Origin of the sequence: Mycobacterium sp. SMC-11 (assembly GCF_046250095.1) — a bacterium.
Classification (GTDB): Bacteria; Actinomycetota; Actinomycetes; order Mycobacteriales; family Mycobacteriaceae; genus Mycobacterium; species Mycobacterium heraklionense_A.
In genome coordinates, this window is sequence record NZ_CP176430.1 from 739,918 (window position 1) to 753,478 (window position 13,561).

Genomic DNA, 13,561 nt, shown 5'->3' on the forward strand with positions numbered 1-13,561 from the left:
AGTGTTAGACGCTGGTGACGTGATGTTGTGGCGATACGTCAAGGCGCAGTTGCTCGTCCTGTTGTGCGGGGGCATGGTCGGCCCTATTTTCCTGATCGCCTACTACGCCATCGGCGAATACGAGATGACGCAGTGGATGTACTACAGCGGGATCGCGATCACCGTGGTCGATGTGCTGGTGGCCCTGGCACTGACCTATTTCGGCGCGCGATCGGCCAGCGATGCCGCGCTGCTCGAACGCGACGGGGTGTTGGCGCTCGCGCAGATCAACGGCATCAGCGAGACCGGTACCCGGATCAACGATCAACCGCTGGTCAAGCTGCAGTTGCACATCGCAGGTCCGGGTTTGACGCCGATGGACACCGAGGAACGGGTCATCGCCAGTGTCAGCCGATTGGGCAACATCACCGCCCGCAAGCTGGTGGTTCAGGTCGACCCGGTCAGCGGTAAGCACCTGATCGACTGGGAACGCAGCGCGGTGGTCAACGGGCTGGTGCCGGCGCAGTTCAACGTTGCCGAAGACGGCCAGACCTACGACCTGAGTGGCCAGTCCGGCCCGTTGATGGAGATCTTGCAGCTGCTCAAGTCCCACGGCGTGGGTCTCAACCAGATGGTGGACGTGCGGTCGAATCCCAAACTGCGACAGCAGATCAGCGCGGTGGTGCGCCGAGCGGTCACCCAGCAGTCGGCGGCAGCCGAGCCGGCAGCCGTGCCTGCCGCAGAGCGGCCGTCCGTCGGTGAGCGGTTGCAGGCACTGGCGGCACTGCACGCGGCGGGCACGGTGACCGACGAAGAGTACGCGCAGAAGCGGGCCCAGATCATCGCCGACCTCTGACGGCACGGAACTAGAACACGTTCCATATGCAGCTGCTAGCCTCGTCGAGTGAGCGAGAGCCAGAACCACAATCTGCAGGGCAAGGTGGCCTTTGTTACCGGTGCGGCGCGCGGCCAGGGCCGTTCGCATGCGATCCGGCTGGCGGCCGCCGGCGCCGACATCATCGCCGCCGACATCTGCGCCCCGGCGTCGGACTGCATCACCTATCCCGCAGCCACGCCCGAGGAATTCGCCGAGATGGTCAGCGCGGTCGAGGCCCACGGGCGCAAGGTGCTGGCCCGCACGGTCGACGTTCGTGATGATGCCGGGCTGCGCAAGCTGGTCGACGACGGTGTCGAGCAGTTCGGACGCCTCGACGTGGTGGTGGCCAACGCCGGCGTGCTGAGCTGGGGCCGGCTGTGGGAGCTCACCGACGAGCAGTGGAACACCGTCATCGACGTGAACCTGACCGGGACCTGGCGCACCATCCGGGCTGCGGTTCCGGCGATGATCGAGGCCGACAACGGCGGTTCGATCGTGATCGTCAGCTCGTCGGCCGGACTGAAGGCCACGCCGGGCAACGGTCACTACGCGGCGAGCAAGCATGCCCTGGTGGGTCTGACCAACACGCTGGCTCTCGAGGTCGGCGCACACCGGATCCGGGTCAACTCCATTCACCCTTACTCGGTGGACACCCCGATGATCGAGCCGCAGGTGATGGCCCAGATCTTCACCGAGCGCCCCGACTACCTGCACGCCTTCCCCCCGATGCCGCTGCACCCGCAGTCGTTCATGACCCCTGACCAGGTCTCCGACGTGGTGGTTTGGTTGGCCGGTGATGGCTCTGGAATCCTGACGGGAGTCCAGATCCAGGTCGACAAGGGCGCGCTCAAGTACTGATCGTCCCTGGCCGGGAGAAACAGGGGGATCGTGGTGCCCGACAACGGGATCGTTATCGTCGGCGGCGGCTTGGCGGCTGTCCGCACGGCCGAGGAATTGCGGCGCGAGGAATACGCGGGGCCGATCACGATCGTCTCTGATGAGACTCGCCCGCCCTATGACCGGCCGCCGCTGACCAAAGAGGTGCTGCGCGGCGAACGCGACGACACCACGCTCGAGCCCCCGGAGTTCTACGCCTCCCACGACATCAGCCTGCGGCTGGGTTGCGGTGCCCGCAGTGTCGACACCGCGGCGCAATCGGTGACGCTGGCAGACGGCAGCGTGCTGGGCTACGACCAACTCGTGATCGCCACCGGACTGGTGCCGCGGCGTATCCCGAGCTTTGGTGACCTGGACGGCATCCGCGTGGTCCGGTCCTTCGAGGACAGCCTGGCGCTGCGCGACGACGCGGCCGGCGCCAGTCGCGCGGTGGTGATCGGCGCTGGATTCATCGGCTGTGAGGCGGCGGCCAGCCTGCGCAAGCTGGGTGTGGACGTCGTGCTGGTCGAACCGCAGCCCACCCCGCTGGCCGCCGTCCTCGGTGAGCAGATCGGCGAACTGGTGGCACGGCTGCACCGGGCCAACGGCGTCGATGTCCGCAGCGGCGTCGGCGTCGCCGAGGTTCGCGGCGCGGGCCGCGTCGAGACCGTGGTGCTCACCGACGGCACCGAGCTGGCTGCCGACGTGGTGGTGCTGGGTGTGGGTTCGCGGCCGGCGACCGAGTGGCTGGACGGCTGCGGGGTTGATGTCGACAACGGCGTGGTGTGCGACGCGACCGGGCGCACCAGTGCGCCGAATGTGTGGGCCGTCGGCGACGTGGCGTTCTGGCGGGGGCGCGACGGGCATCAGGTGCGCGTCGAGCACTGGAGCAATGTCGTCACCCAGGTGCGGGCGATGGTGCCGACGATGCTCGGCCGGGAGTCGCTGCATGACGTGGCGGTGCCGGCGTACTTCTGGAGCGACCAGTACGACGTGAAGATCCAGTGCCTGGGCGAGCCGGAGGCCACCGACACCGTGCACCTGGTCGAGGACGACGGCCACAAGTTCCTGGCCTACTACGAGCGCGACGGCGTGCTCGCCGGTGTGGTGGGAGCGGGGCGGCCCGGCAAGGTGATGGGTGCGCGCGCCAAGATCGCCGCGGGTGCCCCGATCTCCGACGTGCTGGGCTAGTAGCTCCTTTCCGTCGCGCGGGCGCGCGTGTTTGTACACCAACACGCCGCGTTGCGCGTACAACCATGCACGCTCACGCGCTCTACATTGCTGGGCTCCTGTCGCCGATCCCGTAGAGAATCCGCTGAATCCGGCCAACCTCTCCGTGGAGAACGCTATTCTCTGTCACGAGATTGCGAGGTGCATACGATGGCCGATGGACAGGCGGCACGGCACGACAGCGGCGCGTTGGGGCGATGGCTCGATGCCCATGGTGCCCCCGACTCACCGGGCCAGGGCGAGCTGCCGCAGCTGGAACCGCTCAGCGGCGGCTCGCAGAACACCTTGTACCGGGTTCGTCGCGGCGAGGCCACGATGGTGCTGCGAATGCCGGGAGCGCGGGCCGACGCCGCCCGCATCGACGGGTTACGGCGCGAGATCCGCCTGGTGCGGGCGCTGTCGGGAACCGACGTCCCACACGCCCGGTTGATCGCCGCCGACGACAGCGGCGAGCTGCTCGGCACACCGTTCTACGTGATGGCCGAGGTGGACGGGTGGAATTCGACCGGCAACGCCTGGCCGCCGCCGTACGACGCGGATCTGAGTGCGCGCCGCGGCCTAGCCTTCGAACTGGTCGAGGGCGCCGCCCGCCTCGGACGAGTGGACTGGCGGGCGCAGGGGCTCGACGGGTTCGGCCGCCCGGACGGTTTCCATGAGCGTCAGGTGGACCGCTGGCTGGCCTTCTTGGACAGCTACCGAGTACGCGATCTGCCGGGCCTGGACGAGGCCGCGGACTGGCTGCGCCGCAACCGGCCGGCGCACTATTCGCCGGGCATCATGCACGGCGACTACCAATTCGCCAACGTGATGTACGCCCACGGCGCCCCCGCGAAACTGGTCGCGATCATCGACTGGGAGATGACGACCATCGGCGATCCGCTGCTCGACCTGGCCTGGGCGCTGCTGGGCTATGACGGCGAAAACCCGCGTACCCAAGGCTATTACGCCGACCTCGCGGGTATGCCGACCCGATCGGAGTTGCTGGAGCGCTACGAGCAGGTCAGCGGCCTGTCCACCGAGAACATCGACTACTACCTGGTACTGGCCAACTGGAAGTTGGGAATCGTGCTGGAGAAGACCTACGCCGCCTCGGTCACCGGTAACCGGGTCGACCCGACGATCGCTGCCGCCATGGGCCCGATGATCCCACAGTTGATCGGCGCCGCAGCCGAACTCGCCCGCTCCCTACCCGCCAAGCGATCCTGAGATGGGTTACGCGGATTCACTCTTCGACCTGACCGACCGGGTGGTGCTGATCACCGGCGGCAGCCGCGGCCTGGGGCGTGAGATGGCCCTGGCGGCCGCCCGGTGCGGCGCCGACGTGGTGATCGCCAGCCGCAAACTCGAGACCTGCCAGGCCACCGCCGCCGAGATCGAGGCCGAGACGGGGCGCTTCGCCCTGCCCTACGCGGTGCACGTCGGGCGCTGGGATCAGCTCGACGGCTTGGTCGATGCGGCCTACGAGCGGTTCGGCCGGGTGGACGTCCTGGTCAACAACGCCGGTATGTCGCCGGTTTACGGCAAGCAGACCGACGTCACCGAGAAGATGTTCGACGCCGTGGTGAACCTCAACCTCAAAGGCCCATTTCGGTTGTCGGCGTTGATCGGCGAACGGATGATGGCTGCCGGCCGCGGATCGATCATCAATGTCAGCACCCACGGTTCGCTGCGCCCGCACCCGTCGTTCATCCCCTACGCCGCGTCCAAGGCCGGCCTCAACGTCATGACCGAAGCGCTGGCCCAGGCGTTCGGCCCCACGGTGCGGGTCAACACCTTGATGCCCGGGCCGTTCTTGACCGACATCTCCAAGGCGTGGAATTTCGGCGAAGCCGACAACCCGTTCGGCGCCGCCGCATTGCAGCGCGCCGGGAATCCGCCGGAGATCGTCGGTGCGGCACTGTTTTTGATGTCGGACGCCTCCAGCTTCACCACCGGCTCGATCGTTCGGGCCGACGGCGGCAGTGTCTGACTCACCGTGAAAGGAGCGGAAAGTGTCGTGGGACTTCTCTACCGAACCGGAGTTCGAGGCGAAGCTCGATTGGATCCGGGCGTTCGTGCGCGACGAGGTGGAACCGCTGGAGGTGCTGTTTCCCGGCTGCGAATACCTGCCGCTGACCGAGGAACGCCGCCGGATCGTCGACCCGCTCAAGGCCCGGGTGCGCGAACAAGGCCTGTGGGCGCCGCATCTGGGGCCGGAGCTCGGCGGCCAGGGATACGGGGCGGTCAAACTGACGCTGATCAATGAGATCCTGGGCCGGTCGAGCTGGGCTCCGATCGTGTTCGGCACCCAGGCCCCCGACACCGGCAACGCCGAGATCCTGGCCCGGTTCGGCACGCCAGAGCAAAAGGACAGCTATCTGGCCGGGTTGCTGTCGGGGGAGATCTTCTCCTGCTTCTCCATGACCGAGCCGCAGGGCGGCGCCGACCCGCGGGTCTTCACCACCCGGGCCGTGCGCGACGGCGACGAGTGGGTGATCACCGGCCGAAAGTACTTCTCCTCCAACGCCTCGGTGGCCTCGTTCTTCATCGTGGTGGCCATCACCGACCCGGACGTGCCGGTGCACCGCGGTGCTTCGACGTTCTTGATCCCGGCCGGAACCCCGGGCCTGGTCATCGAAGCCACCCATCATCTGGTGGGGTCGCATCCGCACGAGGCCGGCCATTCACTGGTGCGCTACGACAATGTGCGGGTCCCGGCCGATGCGATCCTGGGCGAGCCCGGTCAGGGCTTCCTGATCCTGCAGAGCCGGCTGGCCGGCGGGCGTCTGCACCACGCCATGCGCTCGATCGGGGTGGCCCAGCGGGCCATCGACATGATGGCCCGCCGCGCTAAAAGCCGTTTCACCCAAGGCAGTTCGTTGGCCGACAAGCAGCTGGTGCAGGCGTTCATCGCCGATTCCTATGCCGAGCTGATCCCGTTTCGGCTGACGGTGCTGCACGCGGCGTGGCTGATCGACTCGGGTGACGAGAAGGCGGCCCGGGCCGAGATCGGGGTCTGCAAGATCCTGGCCTCGCAGGTGCTCAAGTCGATCGGTCTGCGCGCGATCCAGGTGCACGGCGCGATGGGTCTGACCGAACAGTTGCCGCTGACCAATGTGTTGTTGGGTGGGGTGGCGCTGGGTCTGGCCGACGGCCCGACCGAGGCGCACAAGGTGAACCTGGCCCGGTTGCTGCTCAAGGACTACGACGCCGAGGACCCGGAGTGGCCCAGCGAATTCCTGGACAACCGCATCGAGGCCGCGCGCGCGAAGTACGGCGACTTGGTTGACCGGATTCCGGCCGTGCCATGACCACACGTGTCGACGCCGCGGTGCACCGCGCGCTCGACGACCGCCAGCGCGAGGCCACCGCCGAGGTGGAACGGATCCTGGCCGCGGCGGTGACGGTGCTGCAGCGCAGTGCGCCCGACCCGCCGCGGGTGTCGGACATCGTCGCCGAGGCTGGCTCGTCGAACAAGGCGTTCTACCGCTACTTCGCCGGTAAGGACGACGTGATCCTGGCCGTGATGGAGCGCGGTGTCGCGCTCGTGGTGTCCTACCTGGAGCATCAACTGGCCAAGGAGCCCACGCCGGAAGCCAAGGTCGCGTGCTGGATCCGGGGAGCCCTAGCGCAGCTGTCCGACCCGCACCTGTTGAGCCTGAGCCGCGCCGCCAGCACCCAGCTGGCGGTCAGTGCCGACCGGCCGCGCTCGGATGAGGACATCCTGGCGCCGTTGCGTGATCTGCTCACCGCGCCGATCAGCGCGCTCGGTGGCGACGACCCCCGCCGGGATGCCGATCTGGTCTTTGGCGCTACCTTGTCGACCATGCGTGGCTACCTCAATGCCGGCCGGCGACCGAAGCGGGCCGATGTGGATCACCTGGTGTCGTTCTGCCTTCGTGGGCTGGGGGCGGCCTGATGCGTGCGATCGTCTGCGAGCAGTACGGGCCGCCGGAAGACCTGGTGCTGCGAGAGCTGCCCGACCCGACGCCCGGACCCGGCACGCTGGTGGTCCGGGTACGGGCCGCGGCGGTCAACTTCCCCGACGTGCTGCTGATCGACGGCAAGTACCAGCTGAAGATCCCGGCACCATTCACGCCCGGCAGCGAACTGGCCGGTGATGTGATCGCCGCCGGCGACGGGGTGCCCTTCGCGCCCGGCGATCGGGTGGTCGGCACGTCGTTCGTGGGAGGTTTCGCCGAGCAGGCGCTGGTGCCCGCCGCGGCGGTAAGCGCCATCCCCGACGGCATCGACTACGCGGCAGCGGCCGGATTCGGAGTCACCTACCGCACGGCATATCACGCACTGCGCTCGGTTGCCCAAGTCGCAGAGGGTGATTGGGTGGTGGTGCTGGGTGCCGCCGGCGGTGTCGGGCTGGCCGCCGTCGACCTGGCGGTGGCGATGGGCGCGAAAGTGCTTGCCGCGGCCTCCAGCCCGGAGAAGCTGGAAGTGTGCCGCCAGCGCGGTGCGGCCGCGACGGTCGACTACGACCGCGAAGACCTCAAGACGCGGATCCGGGAGATCACCGGCGACGGCGCGCAGGCCGTGCTCGACCCGGTCGGCGGTTCCTACGCGGAGCCGGCGCTGCGCAGCCTGGCCCGCGGCGGCCGGTTCATCACCTTGGGCTATGCCGCCGGATCGATTCCGGCGATCCCGCTGAACCTGGTGATGCTCAAGGGCATCACGGTGCAGGGCATGGAGATCCGCACGTTCGCCTCCGACTTCCCGGCGTGCAACGAGCGCGACCTGGCCGAACTGCAGCAGCTGTTCGCCGAGGGCAAGGTCAGCCCCTACATCGGTGCCCGTTTCCCGCTCGCCGAGACCGCAACCGCACTGCGCTACGTCGCCGACCGCAAAGCGGTCGGCAAGGTCATCATCGACGTCTGACCCAGATCAACATGTTGTGTGTCGTCACCCCGTCGTTGGTGGTCGTCGCCGACAGCGTCAGCCGGTCGCCGTCCACGCGTGCCTGCCGCAGCTGCGGGCTCGCCAGCAGCTCCGGCAGCATCGAGACGCTGACTTCGTGATGCACGGTCGCGGTGTCCTCGTCGACGCGGAATCGGCCACCGTAGGCGATGTAGGCGGGGAGGGCGGCGTCGGCACTGCCGGTCAGTTGCGCGGACATATAGCCGTCGGCGGTGTAGAGGATCAGCCCGCGCGGCGCGGTGCCCAGTGGGTGGGACACCCCGCCGGTGGCGGCGTCGACCGAATGGAATGACGACAGCTCCCAGCCGCCCAGCAGCGCCTCGCGCAATGTGCTCATCAGGGCATGATGACGGTTCGGGTCACCGGCTCGGCGGCGGCCTGGCGGCTGCACAGCCCGCGCTGCAGGGCGGACAGCAACGCGTCGCGGGTCTCGCGGGGATCGATGAGCTCGTCGAAGCCGAGCTGCTGGGCGGAGTGATACGACGCCTGCAGTTCGGTGTCACGCAGTTTGGCGGCCAGATCTTCCCCGGCGTGGGTGGCCGAGCTGAGCGCGGCCGCGCTCATCGCGCCCATCGTCGCCCCGGGATAGGCGAACGTTGCCACCTGGGAGTCGAAGCCCAGCAGCGACATCACCATGGAACCGAAGCCGTAGGCCTTGCGTAGCGTCAGATGCAGTTTCATCGTGGTGGCCGCGGTCTGGGCGGCGAACATCCGCGCGCCGGCACGCAGCACCCCGGCTCGCTCGGAGCGGCTACCGGGCAGCATGCCGGGGTTGTCGGCCAAGAACACGATCGGCAGATGGAACGAATCGGCCACCATGATGAAGTGCGCCGCCTTGTCCGCGGCGTCGGTGTCGATCGATCCGGCCAGCACCTGCGGCTGGTTGGCCACCACCGCGACCGGGTGGCCGCCGAGATGGGCCAGCGCGCAGATGATCGCCCGACCGAATTGCGGCTGCACCTCGAACCAGTCGGGCCGGTCGAAGACGACGTCGAGCACCGACCGCATGTCGTAGACCCGACGGTTGTCACGCGACACGATGTCGAGCAGTTCGGGAGTGGGCCGCGATTGCGCGGCCGAGTCCGGCGACAGCGCCGTGGGGTAGGACCATGCGCTGGACGGGAAGTAGGACAGATACCGGCGGATGTCGTCGAGCACCGTCTCGTCGTCGGCGCCGAAGTTGTGCACCACACCGCTGTTCAGTGCGACCTCGGGACCGCCTAGCTCCTCTTTGGTGATGTCTTCGCCGGTGGACTCTTTGACCACCGGCGGACCGGCGGTGAAGATCGCGCCGTGCGGGCTCATGATCCGGAAGTCGCAGACCGGACCGACCAGGGCGCCGTGCCCGGCCGAAGGACCCAGTATCGCGGCGACGGTCGGCACCTTGCCCGAGCATTGCGCCTGGGCCAGCAGGTCGGTCGGGGTACGCCCATAGTGCTCACCGGTAGGCCGGAATCCCGCGCCCTCCAACAGCATTACCAACGGGATCTTGTCGCGCAGTGCCAGCTCGGCGATCCGGTAACGCTTGGCGTTGCCACCGGGACCGATGCTGCCCGCCAGGGTGGTGAAATCCTCGGCGCCCACCATCACCGGGGAGCCGTTGATCAGCCCCGAGCCGACCACGATGCCGTCCGCGGCGATCTGCCCGCCGACCATGGTGCCCAGTTCGCGGAAGCTACCCGGGTCCAGCAGGTGCCCGATTCGGGCGCGGGCGTCGAGCTTGCCCTTGCCGCGGTGTTTGGCCACCCGCTCCGGGCCGCCCATGGCCCAGGTGTGCTGGCGCCGCCGGTCGAGGTCCTCCAGGGTCTCCTGCCAGCCGTTCGTCATCCGCGGCGCCTCATTTCGTTGACCATACTGAAATTCTTACTGTAGCGTCTCCCGGCGTGGGCGGAATTGGCCGCCCGGACGGGCATTGACTATGAGTTCCCTTGCGCCGGAGTGCGACCGATGACTTCCGTACGACAGATACCGCGCCATCCGCACGACGTGACCAGCCAGTGGCTGTCGGCCGTGTTGAGCGCTCGGGGTGAACCGGTCGAGGTGGCCTCGGTCGATGTCACCCCGGTCGGCACCGGCCAGACCGGGGCCACCTATCGGGTGGCGGCCCGCTACACCGACAACCCCGGCGACCTGCCGGCCAGCTTCGTGATCAAGCTGCCGGCCGGCGACGACGCCGTCCGCGATCGCGTCGTGCTGGGCTATCGCAGCGAGTGCGCTTTCTACAGCGAGGTGGCCGAGGGCGTCAAGATTCCGATACCGCAGTGCTTCCACTGCGAAATCACCGATGACGCAACCGAGTACGCCCTGCTGCTCTCCGATCGAGCACCGGCGGTCCAGGGCGATCAGCTCGCCGGTTGTGGTGAACGCCAGGCCCGGCTGGCGGTGACCGCCCTGGCCGGGTTGCATGCGCCCACCTGGTGCGACCAGCGCTGGCTGACCTTCCCCGGCCTGGCCATGACCCAGCTGGACGAGGCCGGCGCCAAGGGCATGGGGGACATCGCCCGGATGTGCGCCGAGGCATGCGTGCAGCGTCTCGGCGCCCAGCTCGGCGACGCCGACTGCGCGACTTTGACCGCCGCGCTGGACCTGATCACCCCGTGGGTGACGGCGCCGCTGGGCCGGTTCGCGTTGATCCATGGCGACTATCGCCTGGACAACATGCTGTTCAGCCCCGACGGAGACCAGATCTGGGTGGTCGATTGGCAGACGCTGGGTGTCGGACTACCGGCGCGCGACCTGGCGTTCTTCACCGGCACCAGCTTGGCGCCCGACCTGCGCAAAGAGATCGAAGCCGACCTCGTCACCGACTATCACCGCGCGCTGCTGAGCCACGGCGTCAGCGACTACGACCGGAAAACCTGTTGGCGGGACTACCGATTCGGCGCGCTGCAGGTGCCGCTGATCTGCGCGCTCGGGTTGGTGTTCGCGACCGATACCGATCGCGGCGACGACATGTTCGTCACGATGCTGCAGCGCGGATGTCAGGCCATCCGCGATCTGGGCACGCTGGAGCTGGTGGGCGAGCTGGCCGGCTGAGCCCGGCTCGTCCACGCCGAACAAGGAGAGGTCGGGGTCTGATGGATGCTCACGCGCAGGGGCAGGCCTCGTCGGGCCCGCCCGACGGTGATTGGCTGGGAACGCCGTACCTGACGTTTCGGCGGGAGGGCCCGATCGCGGTCTGCATCCTGGATCGCCCCGAGGCCCGCAATGCGATGACGCCGGCCATGTACTTCGGCCTGCGCTACGCGGTGGGCCGGGTCAATCAGGATCCGGAGCTGGCCGGGCTGTTGATCACCGGGACCGCAGACGTCTTCGCGCCCGGCGGCGACATGGGCGGCGGGGGAGCGGACGACTGGCTCACGTTCGGGGCCGCACTGGGCATGGACATCACCCCGTTCGACACCCTGCGCAGCTCGGTCAAACCGGTGGTCTCCGCGGTCAACGGGCTGTGCCAGGGCGGCGGACTGCAGATCGCGCTCTGCAGCGATGTGGCCGTAGTCAGCGACCGGGCCACTTTCCGGGTGCCCGAGCTGTTCCGCGGCATCGCCGACACCTACTACAGCCAGATGCTGGCGCGGGTGGTCGGGCCGGTCCGAACCCGCGACCTGATGTTCACCGGCCGCACCTTCGGCGCGCAGGAAGCCCTCGACTGGGGCATGGTGGCACGTGTGGTTCCGCACGAGGAGCTGGCCGACACCGCGCGCGACGTGTTGGCGCAGTGCTGCCGCACCGCGCCGGCCGCGCGCGCCGTGGTCAAGTCCAGCCTGGACGCCTACCTCGGTCTGTTCGACCGGATCGGGATGAACACCAGCCTGGGCGCGCCGGAGGCCGTCGAAGGGTTCCGCGCCTTCAAAGAACGCAGGTCACCGGCGTGGGTGCATCCCGATCTACGGGTTGACGGAAGGCTATAGATGAATCGTTTGCTCCAAACGAGAATCGGTGTGCACAAAAATCAGAATCGAGTATCGCAGAATCCATGAATCGGATACGATTCACGCGCACTGTCTCGGGAGGAGCCTGTCCATATGGGCATGAAGGACCTGATCCGCTGGTCCCCGGAATCGGCGATGGTTCGCCTGGCGGGGCCGATGGAGGCGGTCGGCGGGCTCTTCACCATGTCGGTGGATGCCGTCAGGTTCTTGTTCAAGCGCCCGTTCCAGGCCCGGGAATTCATCGAGCAGTCCTGGTTCGTTGCGCGCGTCTCGCTCGCGCCCACGTTGCTGGTGGCCATTCCCTTCACGGTCCTGGTCAGCTTCATCCTCAATATCCTGCTGCGTGAGCTCGGTGCGGCCGACCTGTCCGGTGCCGGCGCGGCGTTCGGCGCGGTCACCCAGGTCGGACCGATGGTGACGGTGCTGATCGTGGCGGGGGCCGGGGCCACCGCGATGTGTGCCGACTTGGGGTCGCGCACCATTCGCGAAGAGATCGACGCCATGGAGGTCTTGGGTATCAACCCGGTGCAGCGGTTGGTCACACCGCGGATGCTCGCCGCCGGGCTGGTGGCGTTGCTGCTCAACAGCCTGGTGGTGATCATCGGCATTCTCGGCGGCTACGTGTTCTCGGTGTTCGTGCAAGACGTCAACCCGGGCGCTTTCGCGGCCGGCATCACCCTGTTGACCGGGGTGCCCGAGCTGGTCATCTCTTGCGTCAAGGCAGCGCTGTTCGGGCTGATCGCGGGAATGGTCGCCTGCTACCGCGGCCTGACGATCTCCGGCGGTGGCGCCAAGGCCGTCGGCAATGCGGTGAACGAAACGGTGGTGTACGCCTTCATGTCGCTGTTCGTGGTCAACGTAGTGGTCACCGCGATCGGCATCAAGATGACGGCGCGCTGAGCCGTGGCGCTTCGTGCCCTGGCCGCCGTCTATCCCGGTGTCACCCGGCAGCTTCGGCGACCGATCGCCGCGATGGGGCGCATCGGCGACCACACCCTGTTCTATGGCAAGGCGATCGCCACCACACCGTTCGCGTTCGCGCACTACCGCCGCGAGGTCATCCGGCTGATCGCCGAGATCAGCATGGGCACCGGCACGCTGGCGATGATCGGCGGCACCGTGGTGATCGTCGGCTTTCTGACCCTGGCGGCCGGCGGCACGCTGGCGGTGCAGGGCTACAGCTCACTGGGCAACATCGGCATCGAGGCCCTGACCGGATTCCTGGCCGCGTTCATCAACGTGCGCATCTCGGCCCCGGTGGTCGCCGGGATCGGTCTGGCCGCCACCTTCGGCGCCGGTGTCACGGCGCAGTTGGGCGCCATGCGGATCAACGAGGAGATCGACGCGCTGGAATCGATGGCCATCCGCCCGATCGCCTACCTGGTCAGCACCCGCATCGTCGCCGGGTTGGTCGCGATCGTTCCGCTCTATGCCATCGCGGTGATCCTGTCGTTCGTGGCGAGTCGCTTCACCACGGTGTTCTTGTTTGGGCAGTCGGCCGGCCTCTACGACCACTATTTCCGTACGTTCCTCAATCCGATCGACCTGTTGTGGTCGTTCCTGCAGGCCTTCTTGATGGCGATCACCATCTTGTTGATCCATACCTATTTCGGCTACTTCGCCGCAGGGGGTCCGGCCGGGGTCGGTGTCGCGGTGGGCAATGCGGTCCGGACCTCGCTGATCGTCGTCGTCTCGGTGACGCTGTTGGTCTCGTTGTCGGTTTACGGGGCCAGCGGCAACTTCAACCTGGCCGGGTAGCTGT

Annotated in this window: 14 protein-coding genes; 12 read left to right on the plus strand and 2 right to left on the minus strand. The window is 67.8% G+C overall.

What is annotated here, in order from left to right:
- Nucleotides 1-22 precede the first annotated feature (22 nt).
- The 8 genes from ACKY0X_RS03490 to ACKY0X_RS03525 all read left to right on the plus strand — a co-directional run bounded on the left by ACKY0X_RS03490 (nucleotide 23) and on the right by ACKY0X_RS03525 (nucleotide 7,828).
- On the plus strand, nucleotides 23-835 hold the full coding sequence (locus ACKY0X_RS03490; protein ID WP_409429488.1) for an SHOCT domain-containing protein: 813 nt from the start codon (nucleotides 23-25) through the stop codon (nucleotides 833-835).
- A 48-nt stretch (nucleotides 836-883) separates the two neighbouring features.
- Nucleotides 884-1,714 carry a mycofactocin-coupled SDR family oxidoreductase gene (locus tag ACKY0X_RS03495; RefSeq protein ID WP_082108026.1) on the plus strand — a complete coding sequence of 277 codons (831 nt, stop codon included), beginning with the start codon at nucleotides 884-886 and terminating at the stop codon, nucleotides 1,712-1,714.
- A 30-nt stretch (nucleotides 1,715-1,744) separates the two neighbouring features.
- On the plus strand, nucleotides 1,745-2,923 hold the full coding sequence (locus tag ACKY0X_RS03500) for an NAD(P)/FAD-dependent oxidoreductase (protein WP_409428322.1): 1,179 nt from the start codon (nucleotides 1,745-1,747) through the stop codon (nucleotides 2,921-2,923).
- Between the two features lie 189 nt (nucleotides 2,924-3,112).
- Complete coding sequence (locus ACKY0X_RS03505; protein WP_409428323.1) at nucleotides 3,113-4,168, plus strand: phosphotransferase family protein; 1,056 nt, start codon at nucleotides 3,113-3,115, stop codon at nucleotides 4,166-4,168.
- 1 nt (nucleotide 4,169) lies between these two features.
- Nucleotides 4,170-4,931 carry an SDR family NAD(P)-dependent oxidoreductase gene (locus ACKY0X_RS03510; RefSeq protein WP_065039945.1) on the plus strand — a complete coding sequence of 254 codons (762 nt, stop codon included), beginning with the start codon at nucleotides 4,170-4,172 and terminating at the stop codon, nucleotides 4,929-4,931.
- Nucleotides 4,932-4,953: 22 nt separating this feature from the next.
- Complete coding sequence (locus ACKY0X_RS03515) at nucleotides 4,954-6,252, plus strand: acyl-CoA dehydrogenase family protein (RefSeq protein WP_409428324.1); 1,299 nt, start codon at nucleotides 4,954-4,956, stop codon at nucleotides 6,250-6,252.
- Nucleotides 6,249-6,860: a TetR/AcrR family transcriptional regulator gene (locus ACKY0X_RS03520; protein ID WP_409428325.1), complete on the plus strand. Its 612-nt coding sequence runs from the start codon at nucleotides 6,249-6,251 to the stop codon at nucleotides 6,858-6,860. Before ACKY0X_RS03515 ends, ACKY0X_RS03520 begins: the two co-directional genes overlap by 4 nt.
- Nucleotides 6,860-7,828: an NADPH:quinone oxidoreductase family protein gene (locus ACKY0X_RS03525; RefSeq protein ID WP_409428326.1), complete on the plus strand. Its 969-nt coding sequence runs from the start codon at nucleotides 6,860-6,862 to the stop codon at nucleotides 7,826-7,828. The genes ACKY0X_RS03520 and ACKY0X_RS03525 overlap by 1 nt, the downstream gene beginning before the upstream one ends.
- Here the strand turns inward: ACKY0X_RS03525 and ACKY0X_RS03530 are convergent.
- Nucleotides 7,815-8,204: a lipocalin-like domain-containing protein gene (locus tag ACKY0X_RS03530; RefSeq protein WP_409428327.1), complete on the minus strand. Its 390-nt coding sequence runs from the start codon at nucleotides 8,202-8,204 to the stop codon at nucleotides 7,815-7,817. The two genes, ACKY0X_RS03525 and ACKY0X_RS03530, sit on opposite strands and share 14 nt — an antisense overlap.
- The gene (locus ACKY0X_RS03535; RefSeq protein ID WP_409428328.1) at nucleotides 8,204-9,694 is read right to left on the minus strand and encodes an acyl-CoA carboxylase subunit beta; all 1,491 of its coding nucleotides are present in this window, start codon (nucleotides 9,692-9,694) and stop codon (nucleotides 8,204-8,206) included. Before ACKY0X_RS03535 ends, ACKY0X_RS03530 begins: the two co-directional genes overlap by 1 nt.
- Nucleotides 9,695-9,814: 120 nt before the next feature.
- Here ACKY0X_RS03535 and ACKY0X_RS03540 point away from each other — a divergent pair, with 120 nt between their 5' ends.
- The 4 genes from ACKY0X_RS03540 (at nucleotide 9,815) to ACKY0X_RS03555 (ending at nucleotide 13,557) form a co-directional block, all read left to right on the plus strand.
- On the plus strand, nucleotides 9,815-10,903 hold the full coding sequence (locus tag ACKY0X_RS03540; protein ID WP_409428329.1) for a phosphotransferase family protein: 1,089 nt from the start codon (nucleotides 9,815-9,817) through the stop codon (nucleotides 10,901-10,903).
- 41 nt (nucleotides 10,904-10,944) lie between these two features.
- Complete coding sequence (locus tag ACKY0X_RS03545; RefSeq protein ID WP_409428330.1) at nucleotides 10,945-11,778, plus strand: enoyl-CoA hydratase/isomerase family protein; 834 nt, start codon at nucleotides 10,945-10,947, stop codon at nucleotides 11,776-11,778.
- Nucleotides 11,779-11,898: 120 nt separating this feature from the next.
- Nucleotides 11,899-12,699 (plus strand): ABC transporter permease, encoded by an 801-nt coding sequence (locus tag ACKY0X_RS03550; protein WP_105294824.1) that lies wholly within the window; start codon nucleotides 11,899-11,901, stop codon nucleotides 12,697-12,699.
- 72 nt (nucleotides 12,700-12,771) lie between these two features.
- The gene (locus ACKY0X_RS03555) at nucleotides 12,772-13,557 is read left to right on the plus strand and encodes an ABC transporter permease (RefSeq protein ID WP_174549759.1); all 786 of its coding nucleotides are present in this window, start codon (nucleotides 12,772-12,774) and stop codon (nucleotides 13,555-13,557) included.
- Nucleotides 13,558-13,561 lie beyond the last annotated feature (4 nt).

Coding starts and splice junctions, on each gene's coding strand:
- ACKY0X_RS03545 (WP_409428330.1), top strand. CDS start 10,945: ATGGATGCTCACGCGCAGGGGCAGGCCTCGTCGGGCCCGCCCGACGGT.
- ACKY0X_RS03490 (WP_409429488.1), top strand. CDS start 23: ATGTTGTGGCGATACGTCAAGGCGCAGTTGCTCGTCCTGTTGTGCGGG.
- ACKY0X_RS03520 (WP_409428325.1), top strand. CDS start 6,249: ATGACCACACGTGTCGACGCCGCGGTGCACCGCGCGCTCGACGACCGC.
- ACKY0X_RS03505 (WP_409428323.1), top strand. CDS start 3,113: ATGGCCGATGGACAGGCGGCACGGCACGACAGCGGCGCGTTGGGGCGA.
- ACKY0X_RS03525 (WP_409428326.1), top strand. CDS start 6,860: ATGCGTGCGATCGTCTGCGAGCAGTACGGGCCGCCGGAAGACCTGGTG.
- ACKY0X_RS03555 (WP_174549759.1), top strand. CDS start 12,772: ATGGGGCGCATCGGCGACCACACCCTGTTCTATGGCAAGGCGATCGCC.
- ACKY0X_RS03510 (WP_065039945.1), top strand. CDS start 4,170: ATGGGTTACGCGGATTCACTCTTCGACCTGACCGACCGGGTGGTGCTG.
- ACKY0X_RS03530 (WP_409428327.1), bottom strand. CDS start 8,204: ATGAGCACATTGCGCGAGGCGCTGCTGGGCGGCTGGGAGCTGTCGTCA.
- ACKY0X_RS03535 (WP_409428328.1), bottom strand. CDS start 9,694: ATGACGAACGGCTGGCAGGAGACCCTGGAGGACCTCGACCGGCGGCGC.
- ACKY0X_RS03550 (WP_105294824.1), top strand. CDS start 11,899: ATGAAGGACCTGATCCGCTGGTCCCCGGAATCGGCGATGGTTCGCCTG.
- ACKY0X_RS03540 (WP_409428329.1), top strand. CDS start 9,815: ATGACTTCCGTACGACAGATACCGCGCCATCCGCACGACGTGACCAGC.